A 16,180-nucleotide genomic window follows, 5' to 3' on the forward strand; every position below is an offset into this window, starting at 1 on the left:
ATCAAACCCGCGCAAGCGGGTTTTTTCGTTTCCGGGCGTCGGCGATGCGCGGCCCTGACCTGCGCCGACGCGCGACGCCCGATGGTCGCCGCATCGAACGTGCGATGACGCGACGAACGATCTGGCACGAAAAAATTTCCACCCGATCCTGTTGACACAATCACGCTTCTCCCGCAGAATTCTCCTCCTGAGTCGCCCAGGTGGCGGAATTGGTAGACGCACTAGCTTCAGGTGCTAGCGGGGGCAACTCCGTGGAGGTTCGAGTCCTCTCCTGGGCACCATGACTCGGAAAATGATCAAACCCGCGCAAGCGGGTTTTTTCGTTTCTGGCCGCCGCGCCCGGAAAGGCACGGAGCGCATTCCACGCTGGTCAGGAACCACAAAAAAACCCCGCCTTTCAGCGGGGTTTTTTCGTTTCAGCTTACCGCGAACACCTCAATGCCCACCGGCCGAGGCGGCACCCGCGCCTGCGCCGAACGGCGGCTTGGCCAGCCACAGGAAGGCGATGATGGCCAGGAAGATCCAGCCCAGCAGGAAGAAGATGTCGTTGAAGCCCATCTGCGACGCCTGGTGGTTGATCATGTTGTTGAGCGCGGCCGCGCCATGCTGCAGGTCGCCCTGCCCCATCGCGGTCACCTGGTCCTGCATGCCCGGGGTGTAGCCGGAGATGTGTTCGGTCAGATGCGCGTGGTGTTCCTGGGTACGGCGTGCCCACAACCACGTGGTCAGCGAAGCGGCGAAGCTGCCGCCCAGCGTGCGCAGGAAGGTGGCCAGGCCGGAGCCCGCGGCGATCTCGCGACCGTCCAGATCCGACAGCAGGATCTGCAGTACCGGCATGAAGAACAGCGCCACACCGATACCCATGATCAGCTGGATGCCGGCCACGTGGCCGAAGTCCACCTGCAGGTTGAACCCCGAGCGCAGGAAGCTGGTGAAGGACAGGAAGATGAAGGCGATCGTGGCCAGCATGCGCATGTCGAAGCGCGAGGCGTACTTGCCCACGAACGGCGTCATGATCACCGGCAGCACGCCGATCGGTGCGGTCGCCAGACCGGCCCAGATCGCGGTGTAGCCCATGTCACGCTGCAGCCACTGCGGAATCAGCAGCGCCACGCTGAAGAACGCCGCATACGCCACCACCATCGCCAGCGTACCGGCGCGGAAGTTGCGATGCCGGAACAGGCGCAGGTCGACGATCGGGTCCTTGTCGGTCAGTTCCCAGATCAGGAACACCGCCAACGCCACCACCGACACACAGGCCAGCACGATGATCTTGGTCGAACTGAACCAGTCTTCGTCGTTGCCCAGATCGAGCACCAGCTGCAGCGCGCCCACGCCGATCACCAGGGTGATCAGGCCGACGTAATCCATCTTCGGCTTTTCAACGTGCTCCGGGCGTCCCTTGAGCTGGTTGCCCACCACCAGCGCGGCGAAGATGCCCAGCGGCACGTTGATCAGGAAGATCCATTCCCAACTGTAGTTGTCGGTGATCCAGCCCCCGAGGATCGGGCCGGCGATCGGCGCGACCACGGTGATCATCGCCAGCAGCGCCAGCGCCTGCCCGCGTTTCTCACGCGGGTATAGCGAAACCAGAAGGCTCTGCGTGATCGGGTACATCGGGCCGGCGACGAAGCCCTGGATCGCACGCGACACCACCAGCATGCCCATGCTCTGGGCCAGGCCACACAGCAGCGAGGCCAGGGTGAAGGCCAGCGTGGCCCATACGAACAGCTTGGTCTCGCCGAAACGGCGGCTGAGGTAACCGGTCAGCGGCAGCGCGATCGCGGTGCTGACCGCGAACGAGGTGATGACCCAGGTGGCCTGCTGCGAACTGGCACCGAGATTACCGGCGATGGTCGGCAACGAGACGTTGGCGATGGTGGTGTCCAGGACCTGCATGAACGAGGCCATCGCCAGCCCTGCGGTACACAGGGCGACGTTGGCCGGCCGGAAGGCCATGCCTGGCGCCGCGGGGGCGCCCGGCGCGGCGGGAGCTTGTGCGGACATGGTGGCCTCAGCTCGCCTTGGCCTGCTGCGGCAGGTTGCTCTGGATGATCTGGTGGATCACGTCGTCGGCGCTGTGCAGCTGCTTGGCGTAGACGTCGGTATCGAACACTTGGCCCTTGGCGGTTTCGGTCGGCAGCACGGTGCCCTTCTGGTCACGCAGGCTCACTTCGGCCTTGATCGACAGGCCGATGCGCAGCGGATGCTCGGCCAGCTGCTTGGCGTCGATGGCGATACGCACCGGCACGCGCTGCACGATCTTGATCCAGTTGCCGCTGGCATTCTGCGCCGGCAGCAGCGAGAACGCCGAGCCGGTGCCCAAGCCCAGGCTGTCGATGCGGCCCTTGTAGGTCACGTCGCCGCCGTACAGGTCCGAACGCAGTTCCACTTCCTGGCCCAGGCGCATGTGGCGCAACTGGGTTTCCTTGAAGTTCGCTTCCACCCACATCTGCTCGGTCGGCACCACGGCCATCAGGGCAGTGCCCGGCTGCACGCGCTGGCCGACCTGCACCGAACGACGCGCCACGTAACCAGTGACCGGTGCGACGATACCGGCGCGGGCGTTGTTGAGGTACGCCTGGCGCAGCTGCGCGGCGGCGGCCTGTACGTCCGGCTGGGTGGCGATCACGGTGTCATCCACCAGCGCATTGCTGCGCTCGAAGGTTTCGCGCGAGCCGGCCACGGCTGCTTCGGCAGCGGCCAGTTCGGTGCGGGCATGCGCCAGTTCTTCGTTGGAGATCGCGCCGGTGCTGGCCAGATCCTTGCGGCGGTTGAAGTCCTCGCGCACGCGCTTGAGGGTGACCTGGCGCGCGTTCAATTCGGCCTGCGCACCTTCCACGCTGCGGTACAGACCGCGCACCTGGCGGACCGTCTTGGCGAGGTTGGCTTCAGCCTGCTGCAGGGCGACTTCGGTATCGGCCGGGTCCAGCTGGACCAGCAGCTGGCCGCGCTCGACACGCATGCCGTCATCGGCGTTGATCCCGACCACGGTGCCGCTGATCAGCGGGGTGATCTGGACCTGGTTGCCCTGCACGTAGGCATCGTCGGTTTCTTCGAACCAGCGGCCGAACATGAAGTACCACAGGGCCAACGCGGCCAACAGCAGCACCACGATGACCAGCAGGCCGCGCAGCAGCTTGCCGCGACGGGAGGGAGCTGCCTTCTCGGCAGCAGGAGCGGAGGTCTGACTCATGGGGATGACTCTCAGGAATGCGAGGATTCGGGGGTGGCGGCGACCGTGGCGGCATCGCTGGTCGGGGTGAAACCACCGCCCAACGCCTGGCTCAGGCGGACCGAAACAAGGATCTGGCGCGACTGCAGGTCGGCCAACCGCTGCTGGGAGACCAGCAGCTGCTCTTCGACACTGAGCACGTCCAGGTAGCTGCCGATGCCGGCGCGGTAGCGCTGCTCGGCCAGGTCATGGGCGGCGCGCGCGGTGCTGACGGCCTGGGCCTGGGCACTGGCCTGGTCGGCCAGCGAATGCACCGCGTTGACCTGATCGGCGACGTCGCGCAGCGCGTTGACCACCGACTGGTTGTAGTCGGCCACGGCCAGGTCGTACTGCGCGTCGCTCTTGCCCAGGTTGGCGCGCAGGCGGCCACCGTCGAAGATCGGCAGGCTCAGCGCCGGGCCGAGGAAGGCGAACGTCGAGCCGCTCTTGAGCAGCTGGTCCACTTCACTGGAGACCACGCCGCCAAGGGCGGTCAGGTTGAGGCTGGGATAGAACTCAGCCTTGGCCGCGTGGATCTGGCGGTTGGCCGCTTCCACGCGCCAGCGCGCGGCGACGATGTCCGGGCGGCGGCCCAGCAGTTCGCTGGGCAGCACGCCGGGCAGCTGCAGCGCCAGCGGGTTCAACACCTGCGGGCGCTGGATCTGCAGCCCGCGGTCCGGGCCCTGCCCGACCAGCGCGGCGAGCGCGGTGCGCGCTTCGTCGATCTGCTGCTGTGCAGCCTGCTGCTGCTGTTGCGCGGCTGGAATGCGCGCTTCGGCCTGGCGGGTCTGCAGGTCGCTGTCGATGCCGGCAGCACGACGCTGGCGGGTCAGATCCAAGGTCTTCTGCGAACGTGCCAGTTCTTCGCTGGCCACGTCATGCAGCTTCCACGCGTAGCCCAACTGCGCGTACGCCTCGGCGATGGCGGCAGAGAGGTTCAGGCGCGCGGCCTGGGCGTCCACTTCGGCGGCATGGCCGCTGTCCACGGCCACTTCCCAGGCGGCGCGCTTGCCGCCCCACAGGTCGATGCCGTAGCTGAAGCTCAAGTAGGCCTGGCCACTACCGGCATAGCTGCCACCCAGTTCATCGCCAACCATCGATTCGGGCAGGCGCACACCGGTGTAGCCCCCGGAAGCAGAGAGGCTGGGCAGGCGTGCGGCACGCGCGGTGCCGATCTGGGCACGCGCCTGGCGCAGGCGCGCATCGGCCGCCTCCAGGCCAGGATTGCGCTGCAGGCCTTCGGCGATCAGCGCATCGAGCTGGGGGTCGCCCAGCGCGCGCCACCAGTCCGTGGCCGGCCAGCCGGGCTGGCTCAGGCCGTTGGCGGCCAGGGTGCGCTGGGTCTGCAGGCTGTCGGCGTCGAGCAGGCGGCCCTGCGGCTCCAGGCCGCGGCTGCTGGCACACGCGGCCAGCGCAAGCGCCAGCGCGGAGACCAGCACCGGCCGCAGCGGGCGCAGTGAATGAGAGCGTTCAAACATGGAAGTCATGGCGTTACCAGTGAGTCGCGTACACGGGTCATGAGGGAAAGCAGCTGTGCGCGTTCGTCCGAAGACAGATCACGCATGGCGTCGTCGATGGTCTGGTCGCCCCGCTGTTTGAGGCGGGCCCACAACTGGCGACCCGGCTCGGTCAGCACGATCTGCAGTGCCCGCCGGTCCTGGGCATGCGGTTCGCGCCGCACGCAGTCCAGGGCTTCCAGCTTGTCCAGCAGGCGGGTGACCGCGCTGGGTACCTGGTCCAGGGCCTGGGCCAACTCGTTGGCGGTACACGGGGCACGCGCCGCGAGCACCTTCAGGCCGAGATAGTGGGTGAAGCCAATGCCGAGGTTTTCCTCGGCCATCGACGTGTCTAGCTGACGGACCAGTCCATCGCGCACTTGGCGCAGCAGGAGTCCGAAGCTGGGGGGATGGGCATCAGGGCAGATCATGGGTGAGCATTCTCTTCCAAAAAATATATTTCTCAATAGAAATATTTAATCTGGAACCAAATGCTGTGTTGCAGCAATCAGAACAATGGGCAGGCGGCTACCTTAATGGCGGCCTGGACTGGCCGGGTATTACAATCTGGACAATGGATAACACTTTCAGGCCAGAGCGGGAGACGGCCGCCACCCAGATGATCCGCAACCAGGTGCTGGACTGGTTCGAGCGGGATGACGGGCTGGGAGTGCTCGGCTTCCGGATCGAAAGCGCCCGTGGGCTGGACCGGGAGATCGACTGGCACCAGCACCGGCGTGCCCAGCTGATCTGCGTGGAAGCCGGGCTGCTCACCGTCCGCACCCGGCATGGCACCTGGTCGCTGCCGCCCGGCTGCGCCGGCTGGATGCCGCCGGGCGAGCCGCACACGGTGGATATCTGCGGGCCCTTGCGCGGCTGGGGGGTGATCGTCAGCGCCGCGATGGCCCATGATCTGCCCGACGCGCCGTGCGTGGTGGCCATCTCCGATCTGCTGCAGGCGCTCGCGCTGCGCGTCACCGAATGGGTACCGGCGGCCGAGCCCAGCCTGCGCCAGCAGCACATGATCGAGGTGCTGCTGGACGAGATCCGCAATGCCCCGCGCCAGCGCATGCACCTGCCGATGCCGCAGGACCGCCGCCTGCTGCGCATCGCCTCGCAGCTGATCGCCAACCCGGCCGATGGCCGCAGCCTCGACCAATGGGCGCAGTGGGCCGGCCTCTCGCCGCGTACACTGACCCGGCACTTCCGCGATGAAACCACGCTCAGCTTCGCGCAGTGGCGTCAGCAGGCCAGGCTGGCCGAGGGCCTGCGGCGCCTGTCCGATGGCCAGAGCGTGTCCGATATCGCGCACGAACTGGGGTTCAGCAGCCCCAGCGCCTTCGTCACGGTCTTCCGCCGCCACTTCGGCAGCCCGCCCGGGCGCTATCTGGCACGCAGTGGACACCCCCTGAACCCATCACGCGGCTTGGCATCCCCGGCCGCATCCGGATAATCGTCCGCCTGCGAGGGCGACAGCCGTCGCCGTCCCTTGCCACAGGTAACAATCCCGCATGACCGATCTTGCCCGCCCCGCGTTCCACGGCTTTGAACAGCTGCCCCTGCGCGAGTACGCCGAACGGGCGTACCTGGACTATTCGATGTACGTGGTGCTCGACCGCGCATTGCCGTTCCTCGGCGACGGTCTCAAGCCGGTGCAGCGCCGCATCATCTATGCGATGAGCGAGCTGGGCCTGAATGCCGCCTCCAAGCCGAAGAAGTCCGCGCGTACCGTCGGTGACGTGATCGGTAAATACCATCCGCACGGCGACAGCGCGTGCTACGAGGCGCTGGTGCTGATGGCCCAGCCGTTCTCGTACCGCTACCCGCTGATCGAAGGCCAGGGCAACTTTGGTTCGACCGACGATCCCAAGTCGTTCGCGGCGATGCGCTACACCGAGTCCAAGCTGACCCCGATCGCCGAAGTGCTGCTGGGCGAGATCAACCAGGGCACCACCGACTGGACCCCGAACTTCGACGGCACGCTGGAAGAGCCGACCTGGATGCCGGCGCGCCTACCGCACCTGCTGCTCAACGGCACCACCGGCATCGCCGTGGGCATGGCTACCGACGTGCCGCCGCACAACCTCAACGAGATCGTCAGCGCGCTGCTGCACCTGCTCGACGACCCGGATGCGACGGTCGCCGAGCTGTGCGAGCACGTGAAGGGCCCGGATTACCCGAGCTTCGCCGAGATCATCACCCCGATCGCCGATCTGCGCACCATGTACGAAACCGGCTACGGCAGCGTGCGCGCGCGTTCCACCTTCCTGAAGGAGAACGGCAACATCGTAGTCAACGCGCTGCCGTTCCAGGTGTCGCCTTCGAAGGTGATCGAGCAGATCGCCGCGCAGATGCGCGCCAAGAAGCTGCCGTGGCTGGAAGACATTCGCGATGAGTCCGACCACGCCAACCCGGTGCGCGTGGTGCTGGTGCCGCGCTCCAACCGCGTGGACGCCGAACAGCTGATGGGCCACCTGTTCGCCACCACCGACCTGGAGCGCAGCTACCGGGTCAACCTCAACGTGATCGGCCTGGACGGCCGCCCGCAGGTCAAGAACCTCAAGACCCTGCTCAGCGAGTGGCTGCAGTTCCGTGGCACCACCGTGACCCGCCGCCTCAACCACCGCCTGCAGAAGGTCGAGCGCCGCCTGCACATGTTGGAAGGCCTGCTGGTGGCCTTCCTCAACCTGGATGAAGTGATCCACATCATCCGCACCGAGGATGAGCCCAAGCCGGCGCTGATCGCGCGCTTCGGGCTGAGCGAGGAGCAGACCGAGTACATCCTGGAGACCAAGCTGAAGCAGCTGGCGCGCCTGGAAGAGATGAAGATCCGTGGCGAGCAGGAGGAGCTGGCCAAGGAACGCGACAAGATCCTGGCCATCCTGGACAGCAAGGCCAAGCTGAAGAAGCTGATCCGCGATGAGCTGGTGGCGGACGCGAAGAAGTTCGGCGATGACCGTCGCTCGCCGCTGGTGCAGCGTGGCGCAGCGCAGGCCATCGACGAAACCGAGCTGGTGCCGAGCGAGCCGATGACGGTGGTGCTGTCGGAGAAGGGCTGGATCCGTGCGGCCAAGGGCCACGACATGGACCCGTCGACCCTGTCCTACCGCGATGGCGATGCGCTGCTGGGCTCGGTGCGGGCCCGCAGCACGCAGCAGGTGGCGTTCCTGGACAGCGAGGGCCGCGCGTATTCGACCCTGATCCACACCCTGCCCTCGGCACGCGGCAATGGCGAGCCGCTGACCGGTCGCTTCTCGCCGGCCCCGGGCAGCGCCTTCATGACCCTGGCCAGTGGCGAGAACAACACGCGCTTCGTGCTGGCCTCCACGCACGGCTATGGCTTCGTGACCCGCTTCGAGAACCTCACCGGCCGCAACAAGGCCGGCAAGGCGATGCTCAACCTGACCTCCGGCTCCAAGGTGCTGACCCCGGCCGTGGTCGCCAACCCGGAAACCGACCGCATCGTGGCGGTGACCAGCTCGGGCAACCTGCTGGCCATCGCCGCCAGCGACCTGCCGGAACTGGACAAGGGCAAGGGCAACAAAATCATCGACATCCCCAAGGCCAAGCTCGCCACCGAGCGCGTGGTCGCAGTGGTCTCGGTGGCGCCGGGCAACACGCTGCTGGTGCGCAGCGGCCAGCGCACGATGAACCTGTCGTTCAAGGATCTGGACACCTACCTGGGCACCCGCGCCACCCGTGGCCACCTGCTGCCGCGTGGCTGGCAGAAGGTGGAGGGGCTGGCGGTGGAGTAAGGTCCCAGCGTCGATGTGAATCGGAACGGCCGGGGAAACCCGGCCGTTTTTTTTCGCCCACAGAAAAGGCCGGGTTTCCCCGGCCTTTCTGCTTGGTGCAACGTCGGCTGGCTGGCGGATGCTGGCGGGCGGACGAGGGTTCGATGCGGCGTGCTGGCGAAGGCTGGCTGGCGCGCAGAACCCGATACCGTGGCACCGGTAGTGCCGGCCGCTGGCCGGCTCCCCGGAATACCCCAACACACCCGCTCAGTGCGCGGCCGTGCCCTTCGCATCCATCTTGCTGGTCTGGTACAGCGCCAGGCCGATGCGCTTGATCAGGCCCAGCTGCTGCTCCAGCCACCAGGCGTGGTCTTCTTCGGTGTCCTTCAACTGCACCAGCAGCATGTCGCGACTGACGTAGTCCTGATGCTGTTCGCACAGCTTCATGCCGGCGGCCAGGTTGTCGCGGACGCTGTATTCGGTATCCAGGTCCTTCTGCAGCATCTCTTCCACGGTCACGCCGGGCTCGAACACATGCGGGCGCATGTCCGGATCGCCGCCGAGGAAGAGGATGCGACGCAGCAGCGCATCGGCGTGCTGGGTCTCCTCTTCCATCTCGTGGTTGAGGCGCTCATAGAGCGCGAACAGGCCCTGGTCTTCGTAGCGGCGCGAGTGGATGAAGTACTGGTCGCGCGCGGCCAACTCGCCGCGCAGCAGTTCCTTCAAGCAGGCGATGACGTCCGGGTTGCCTTTCATGGGGGTGCTCCTGATGAATCAATGCGCGCATGGTGCCCTATCTGAAAATCCGGTGGTCTAATCGGAATCAGTTGCAGTTGCGCTTCGGTAGCCGTGCACAGGGCGTTCACGCCTCCCCTACAATCAAGCCCTACCTACACGGGGATGCGCAGGATGCGGCACTGGCTGAAGCGGTTGCTCTGGGGCGTGCTGATCCTGGCGCTGGCGGCGGTGTTCACGGTGTGGTGGCTGCTGCGCGGCAGTCTCCCCGCCCTGGAAGGCGAGCAGGCCATGGCCGGGCTGCAGGCGCCGGTGAGCATGACCCGGGATGCCTTGGGCGTGGTCACCATCGACGCGGCAAGCCAGGCCGATGCGATGCGGGCGCTGGGTCTGGTGCATGCGCAGGAGCGCTATTTCGAGATGGACCTGATGCGCCGTACCGCCGCTGGCGAGCTGGCCGAGCTGTTCGGCCCGGCGGCGATCGAGATGGACAAGCGCATGCGTGTGCACCGGCTGCGGGCGCGCACCAGAGCCCACCTGGAGGTTGCCACGGGCAGCAGTGCCGGCGCCCTGCAGGCCTATGTGGAGGGCATCAACCAGGGTGTCGCCGAGCTTCGGGTACGCCCTTGGCCGTATCTGCTGCTGCGCCAGGCGCCGGCACCGTGGCGCGCCGAAGACAGCGTGCTGACCGGGCTGGCGATGTATGCCGACCTGCAGGACCCCACCAATCAGAACGAACTGGCGATGGCGCGGATCCGTGCGATGGTGCCACCGGCGCTGTATGCCCTGCTCAGCCACGATGGCAGCGAATGGGATGCGCCGCTGTTTGGCGAAGCGCGCGGCAACGCCCGGTTACCGGAGGCCGCCGTCCTCGATCTCCGGCGGGCCGATCCGGCGCAGACCACCGGTGCCGTCACGGCAGGTCATCTGGATCCCGACGTGCTGGGCAGCAACAACTTCGCCGTGGCCGGTGCACTGACCGCGGACGGTCGCGCCATCGTCGCCGACGATATGCACCTGGGACTGCGCGCGCCCAATCTCTGGTTCCGGGTACGGCTGCGCTATCCCGATGCACAGGCTCCCGACGGCCGCGTCGATGTCAGTGGCTTCTCGCTGCCCGGCCTGCCGGCCATCGTGGTGGGCAGTAATGGACACGTGGCCTGGGGCTTCACCAACAGTTACATCGACACGGCCGATTTCCGCAGCGTACCCGCCAATGCGGCGGGCATCACCACGCACGAGGAGCGTATCCGCGTCGCCGGCCAGGCACCGGTGACGTTGCGCGTGCGCGAGACCGCCTGGGGTCCGGTGCTGCACACGCGGCAGGACGGCAGTGGCGAGGCACTGCGCTGGACGGCACAACTCCCCGGTGCGGTGCGCCTGGACTTCGCCGAGATGGCGCGCGCGGCGACGCTTGACGAGGCGTTCGAGGTGGCCGACCGCAGCGGCATTCCCGCGCAGAACCTGGTGCTCGCCGACCGCAGCGGTCGCATCGCCTGGCGGTTGATCGGCACACGCCCTGACCGTGCTGCGGACTGCCCGCCGAACGGCAACACCGCCACCGCGCCTGCACGCTGTGCGCCGTGGCCAATCCGCAGCGATGGCGCGCCCGCATTGGTCGATCCCCCCACGCATCGGCTGTGGACCGCCAACGGCCGCGTGCTCGATGGGGACGCCCTGGCCATTGCCGGGAACGGTGGCTACGACCTGGGCGCACGCGGGCGGCAGATCCGCGATGGCCTGCTGGCGAAAGAGCGCTTCACCGAGGCAGACCTGCTGGCGATCCAGCTCGACGATCGCGCCCTGTTGCTCACGCGCTGGTGGCATCTGCTGCGCGAGGTCGTCACCACCAGCGACGACCCTGCCCTGCAGCGGCTTGAGGTCGCAACCCGGCGGTGGGACGGCCGTGCGGGGGTGGACTCGGTCAGCTACCGGGTCACCCGCGGTTTCCGCGGCATGCTGATCGACCGCGTTGGCGAAGGCCTGCTCGCCCCGGCGAAAGCACAGCTCGGGGAGGACTATCTGGAGCCACGACTGGGGCAGTTCGAGGGCGTGTTGTGGCCGCTGGTGAGCGAACGTCCCGCGCATCTGCTGCCGCCCCCCTATTCCAGTTGGGATGCACTGCTGGTCGATACCGCCAGGGCGCTGGAAGCAGACCTGAGCAGTCAAGGCCCGCTCGACGCGCGTACCTGGGGCGAACGCAATACCGCCGCGATCTGTCACCCGGTCAGTCGCGCCCTGCCCGCCTTTGCCCGGTCATGGCTGTGCATGCCGGCCGACCGCCTGCCCGGCGACCGCGACATGCCCCGCGTGCAGGGCCCCGCGTTTGGCGCCTCGCAGCGCATGGTGGTGTCACCCGGGCACGAGGCCGAGGGATGGATCCACATGCCCGGTGGGCAGAGCGGTCACCCGCTGTCACCGTTCTGGGGCGCGGGACACGAGGACTGGGTCAACGGTAGGCCGACGCCGTTCCTCCCCGGCACGACGGTGCATACCCTCACGTTGGTGCCGGCGCGGGAGTGACACGCGAGGTGGCACCGCATGCCGCCCGCCTCAGCGCCGGCAACGCTCGATCAGGTTCAACAACGGCCCGGTCATGGCGGTGGTCACCAGCGCCATGATCACCAGCACGGCGAACAGGCGGTCGCCAAGGAAGCCCAGTTCGTAGCCCAGGTTGAGCACGATCAGCTCCATCAGGCCACGGGTGTTCATCAGCGCCCCCAGTCTCCACGCGTCATGGTTGTCCATGCCGGCACTGCGCGCTGCGCTCCAGGTGCCGATCAGCTTGCCCAGCGTGGCGACCACGATCACGATCAGGCACAACACCAGGTCGCTGGCCTGCAAGGCGTCGGCGCGCATGCGCAGGCCGGTCATCGCGAAGAACAACGGCAGCAGCAGCGTGACGGCGAACGGCTCCACGCGCTCGGCCACGGTGTGCCGCAGCGTCGCGTTGCCGGACACCGCGACGCCGGCCGCGAACGCGCCGAACAGCGCATGGATGCCCAGCATCTCGGTGACCAGCGCGCAGCCCAGCGCCATCAGCAACATGATCAGCAGCCAGCGTCCTTCCTGGCCCGGTGCGATCACCAGGCGCGAGAACCACGGCCGCACCACCCCCAGCATCAGTGCGACGAAGGCGACCACGCAGACCAGGTTGATCGTGGCCGGCACCCAGCCCTGCGACTGCGCGGCGGCCACGATCAGCGCCAGCAGGCACCACGCGGTGGCATCGCCGAGGGCGGCGCAGGCGATCGCGGTCTGGCCGAGTGGTGTACCGGTCAAGCCGCGGTCGGCAAGGATGCGCAGCAGCACCGGGAAGGCCGTGATGCTCAATGAAATACCGACGAACAGGGCGAAACCGGTGAAACCCACGCCGGGCGGTGCGTGTGCGCCATACAGCCAGATCGCCAACAGCACGCCGAGCACGAACGGCACGGCGATGCCGGCGTGGCTGACCACGAAAGCGAAACGACGACGCCCTCGCAATCCGCCCAGATCCAGTTCCGCCCCCGCCACCAGCAGGAACATCAGCACGCCAAGCTGGCTGAGCAGGCCGAGCGAGCCGAGGGAGGCGCCGGGAACAGCACGCCATGCACCTGGGGCAGCACGGCCCCAAGCACCAGCGGCCCCATCATCAGACCGCCCGCCATTTCCCCGATCACCCCGGGTTGACCCAGCCGGCGGAACAGCCACCCCGCACCCTTGGCAACCAGCAGCAGAACCAGCAACTGCAGCAGGAACAGACCGAGCGGCGCATGCAGGTGCGCGGCCCAGTCGGCCCCCAGCGACGCCTCGGCACGGGCCACCTGTGCCGAGACGGCCGGACCGGCAAACCGTGCCAGGCCCAGGCCGATCAACAGGGGCAGCGCCACCCAGCCCAGATAACGCCAGGCCAGCCCGCTCCGGCGCATGCCGGTGGTGTCAGAGTCCATGATCGATCCCCATCGATTGAAGGGGCGATTCTACGGGCTGCACGCGGTGCCACACCACCGCGATCGACGCGGCGGCGTGGCACCGCGATCAGGCCAGCGCCTGCTCGTGCACACCGGCGATGGCGCGTCCGGAGGGATCGGCCATCGCCGCGAAGCTGGCATCCCAGGCGATGGCCGCCGGCGAGGAGCATGCGATCGACTTGCCACCCGGCACCGTTTCCGCCGCCGCCTGGGTCGGGAAGTACTGCTCGAACACGTGGCGGTAGAAGTAGGCTTCCTTGGTCTGCGGCGGGTTGTGCACGAAGCGCTTGTCCGCCGCGGCCATCACCCGGTCACTGACCTGGGCTTCGGCATGCGCCTTGAGTCCGTCGATCCAGCCGTAGCCGACACCATCGCTGAACTGTTCCTTCTGGCGCCACAGGATCGAGTCCGGCAGGTACCCTTCGAAGGCCTCGCGCAGCACCGCCTTCTCGATCCGGCGTGCACCGGCGGGGCCCTGCCCGACCATCTTGTGCCTGGCATCGATGCGCATCGCCACATCGAGGAACTCGCGGTCCAGGAACGGCACGCGCGGCTCCACGCCCCAGGCCATCATCGACTTGTTGGCGCGCAGGCAGTCGTAGTTGTTGAGCGCGTCCAGCTTGCGCACCAGTTCTTCATGGAACTCACGCGCGTTGGGGGCTTTGTGGAAGTACAGGTAGCCACCGAAGATCTCATCGCTGCCTTCGCCGGACAGCACCATCTTCACTCCCATCGCCTTGATCCGGCGGGCCAGCAGGAACATCGGGGTGGAGGCGCGGATCGTGGTGACGTCATAGGTTTCCACGTGGCGGATCACTTCCGGCAGTGCGTCCAGGCCTTCTTCGAAGGTGTACTCGAAGCCGTGATGCACGGTGCCCAGTGCTTCGGCCGCGATCGCCGCGGCGGCCAGGTCGGGCGAGCCCTTCAGGCCGATCGCGAAGGAATGCAGGCGCGGCCACCACGCTTCGCTCTGGTCGCCATCCTCAACGCGGTGGCGGGCATAGCGTGCGGCCACCGCGGCCACCAGCGACGAATCCAGGCCGCCGGAGAGCAGCACGCCATAGGGCACATCGGTCATCAGCTGGCGGTGTACCGCGCGCTCGAAGGCCTCACGCAGCTCGACCCGGTCGGCCTCGACGCCTTCGACCGCGTCGTAGTCGCGCCACGGGCGCTCGTAGTAGCGGGTCAGGGTGTCGGTGGCGCTGTCGTACCAGTGGCCCGGCGGGAACTGCGCCGCGTCGGCGCAGATGTCCACCAGCGACTTCAGTTCGGAGGCCACCACCAGCCGGCCACCCTTGTCGTGGCCCCAGTACAGCGGCACCACGCCGATCGGATCACGGGCGATCAGCACGCGCTGCGCGGCACGGTCCCACAAGGCGAAGGCGAAGATGCCGTTGAGGCGGTTCAGGAACGAGGTCGGGCTGTCTTCGCGGTACAGAGCGTTGATCACCTCGCAGTCCGAGCCGGTCTGGAAGGCGTAGGGCTGGGCCAGCTCGGCCTTCAGTTCGCGGTGGTTGTAGATCTCGCCGTTGACCGCCAGCGCCAGGCCGCCGTCTTCGGAGAGCAGCGGCTGCGAACCGCCGGCCGGGTCCACGATGGCCAGGCGCTCGTGGACCAGGATGGCGCCGTCATCGACGTACACCCCGCTCCAGTCCGGGCCACGATGGCGCTGCCGCTGCGAGAGGTCCAGCGCGTGGCGGCGCAATGCGGTGAGGTCGTCGCCGGCCTGCAGGCCGAAAATACCGAAGATCGAACACATGGGAACAGCTCCTGATGATGGGGGAATACACGTATTGCAGGCATTCGACCGGCCACCCAGGCCCGGAAGGGGTAAACCCGGGCCACAAAAAAACCCGCATCGGTCGATGCGGGTTTTCTGGGGTCCGGGCGTGTTGCTTGTACTAGCCCTGGTCGCAGTCCCGCATCGGCCGCGCACGATTATTCGCGCGCAGATTATTGCGGTTGGTATTGCTGACAGCGGTGGCCGGGAACGAGGACATGGACCGACCGTAACCGGGTTTTGACAGCGGCGCAACTGTTGCGATGGCAACCAAACAGGCCGCCGCGGACAACCCGGCGCTTCGGGGCCGCGCGATAATCACGGTCCCTCTGCACCATCCGGCTGGCATGACCCCTCGCATTGGACGCATCGCTACACGCCTGGGCGGCATCGCCCTGGCCCTTTCCATGATTGCCTGCAGCAGCACCCCTGCACGGACGCCTGCGAGCATCGTGCAGTCGGTCGAGGCCAAGGCGGCCGATGGCAGCTTCGACAGTGCCTGGGAGGCAGCCAGGATCTTTGAAACCTTCAACGACCCGCGTGCCGTGGGCTGGTACGAGCGTGCGGCAGCCGTCACCCCGTGGACCTTCCACAACCCGCAGGCCGAAGAGGCCCTGGGCAGGATCTGGACCCACGGTGAGCTGCTGCATGGCACCGGCCCGAACATCCGCCAGGGCACTGCCCTGCGCGCCTCACCGCGCAAGGCAGAGCGCTGGTATCGCGCCGCTGCCGGGCACGGCAACCCGATGGCGATGCTGATGCTGGCCAAGTTCCATCGCGACCACGGTGACGCGGCCAGCGCGCTGCGCTGGGACCTGCGCGCGACGATCTACCATCACATGCCGTCCGAATCCTCGCGACTGCCACAGGCGATCGCAGCGCAGCCGGATGGCACCGTGCATCCGCTGGTCGCCGAGATCCAGCGACGTGCCCAGCGCGGCGATGCCGACGCCCAGGTGGATCTGGGCGCCATCTACGAACTCGGCATGGGCCTGCCGCGCGATGGCGTGGCAGCGCTGCGCTGGTACCGGCTGGCCGCCGACCAGGGCAATGTGTACGGGCAGTATTTCAGCGGCCTGCTGCTGGGCCGTGGCCGCGCCGGCGTAACGCGCGATCTGGACGCAGCCGCCGGCTGGTTCGCGAAGGCGTCTGCGCAGAAGTTCTACCCGGCCGGGGAGACGTATTGGCGCGACCGGATCAAAGCCCCGTTCTGGACCTTCGACTGACAGGATAACCACCCGGTAGAGCCGACCGTTGGTCGGCTGCAC

At 67.4% G+C, this 16,180-nt stretch carries 10 protein-coding genes, 1 tRNA gene and 1 pseudogene; 5 read left to right on the top strand and 7 right to left on the bottom strand.

What is annotated here, in order from left to right:
- The first annotated feature begins 194 nt into the window (after positions 1-194).
- Positions 195-281: transfer RNA gene (locus HMPREF3113_RS15030), tRNA-Leu, on the top strand.
- 154 nt (positions 282-435) lie between these two features.
- Here HMPREF3113_RS15030 and HMPREF3113_RS15035 read toward each other — a convergent pair.
- From HMPREF3113_RS15035 to HMPREF3113_RS15050, 4 genes are read right to left on the bottom strand one after another with little or no spacing between them, the layout of a single operon-like run.
- Entirely contained in the window at positions 436-2,007 is a 1,572-nt protein-coding gene (locus HMPREF3113_RS15035; RefSeq protein ID WP_019184370.1) for a DHA2 family efflux MFS transporter permease subunit, read from the bottom strand.
- A 7-nt stretch (positions 2,008-2,014) separates the two neighbouring features.
- A complete protein-coding gene (gene emrA / locus HMPREF3113_RS15040) occupies positions 2,015-3,196 on the bottom strand; it encodes a multidrug efflux MFS transporter periplasmic adaptor subunit EmrA (RefSeq protein ID WP_046272032.1) in 1,182 nt (393 codons plus the stop codon).
- A gap of 11 nt (positions 3,197-3,207) precedes the next feature.
- Positions 3,208-4,692, bottom strand: a complete 1,485-nt coding sequence (locus tag HMPREF3113_RS15045) for an efflux transporter outer membrane subunit (protein ID WP_070473716.1) — start codon at positions 4,690-4,692, stop codon at positions 3,208-3,210.
- A gap of 5 nt (positions 4,693-4,697) precedes the next feature.
- Positions 4,698-5,141 (bottom strand): MarR family winged helix-turn-helix transcriptional regulator, encoded by a 444-nt coding sequence (locus HMPREF3113_RS15050; protein WP_019184373.1) that lies wholly within the window; start codon positions 5,139-5,141, stop codon positions 4,698-4,700.
- A gap of 143 nt (positions 5,142-5,284) precedes the next feature.
- Between HMPREF3113_RS15050 and HMPREF3113_RS15055 the strand changes: the two genes are divergently transcribed.
- Positions 5,285-6,163 carry an AraC family transcriptional regulator gene (locus HMPREF3113_RS15055; RefSeq protein ID WP_046272034.1) on the top strand — a complete coding sequence of 293 codons (879 nt, stop codon included), beginning with the start codon at positions 5,285-5,287 and terminating at the stop codon, positions 6,161-6,163.
- Between the two features lie 58 nt (positions 6,164-6,221).
- Positions 6,222-8,465, top strand: a complete 2,244-nt coding sequence (gene parC / locus HMPREF3113_RS15060; RefSeq protein ID WP_070426953.1) for a DNA topoisomerase IV subunit A — start codon at positions 6,222-6,224, stop codon at positions 8,463-8,465.
- Positions 8,466-8,711: 246 nt separating this feature from the next.
- On the opposite strand, the gene bfr is transcribed toward parC, so the two are convergent.
- Positions 8,712-9,200, bottom strand: a complete 489-nt coding sequence (gene bfr, locus HMPREF3113_RS15065; protein WP_019184377.1) for a bacterioferritin — start codon at positions 9,198-9,200, stop codon at positions 8,712-8,714.
- Positions 9,201-9,353: 153 nt separating this feature from the next.
- Between bfr and HMPREF3113_RS15070 the strand changes: the two genes are divergently transcribed.
- On the top strand, positions 9,354-11,702 hold the full coding sequence (locus HMPREF3113_RS15070) for a penicillin acylase family protein (RefSeq protein WP_070473718.1): 2,349 nt from the start codon (positions 9,354-9,356) through the stop codon (positions 11,700-11,702).
- Between the two features lie 30 nt (positions 11,703-11,732).
- Here the strand turns inward: HMPREF3113_RS15070 and HMPREF3113_RS15075 are convergent.
- Both HMPREF3113_RS15075 and asnB read right to left on the bottom strand, forming a co-directional pair.
- Positions 11,733-13,111: pseudogene (locus tag HMPREF3113_RS15075) on the bottom strand (cation:proton antiporter).
- A gap of 88 nt (positions 13,112-13,199) precedes the next feature.
- Positions 13,200-14,891, bottom strand: a complete 1,692-nt coding sequence (gene asnB, locus HMPREF3113_RS15080) for an asparagine synthase B (protein ID WP_070473721.1) — start codon at positions 14,889-14,891, stop codon at positions 13,200-13,202.
- Positions 14,892-15,259: 368 nt separating this feature from the next.
- Here asnB and HMPREF3113_RS15085 point away from each other — a divergent pair, with 368 nt between their 5' ends.
- Positions 15,260-16,138, top strand: coding sequence for a tetratricopeptide repeat protein (locus tag HMPREF3113_RS15085; RefSeq protein ID WP_070473723.1), 879 nt, complete (start codon positions 15,260-15,262; stop codon positions 16,136-16,138).
- Positions 16,139-16,180: the final 42 nt, after the last annotated feature.

The organism is Stenotrophomonas sp. HMSC10F06 (assembly GCF_001807865.1).
In the GTDB taxonomy this organism is placed as follows: Bacteria; Pseudomonadota; Gammaproteobacteria; order Xanthomonadales; family Xanthomonadaceae; genus Stenotrophomonas; species Stenotrophomonas bentonitica_A.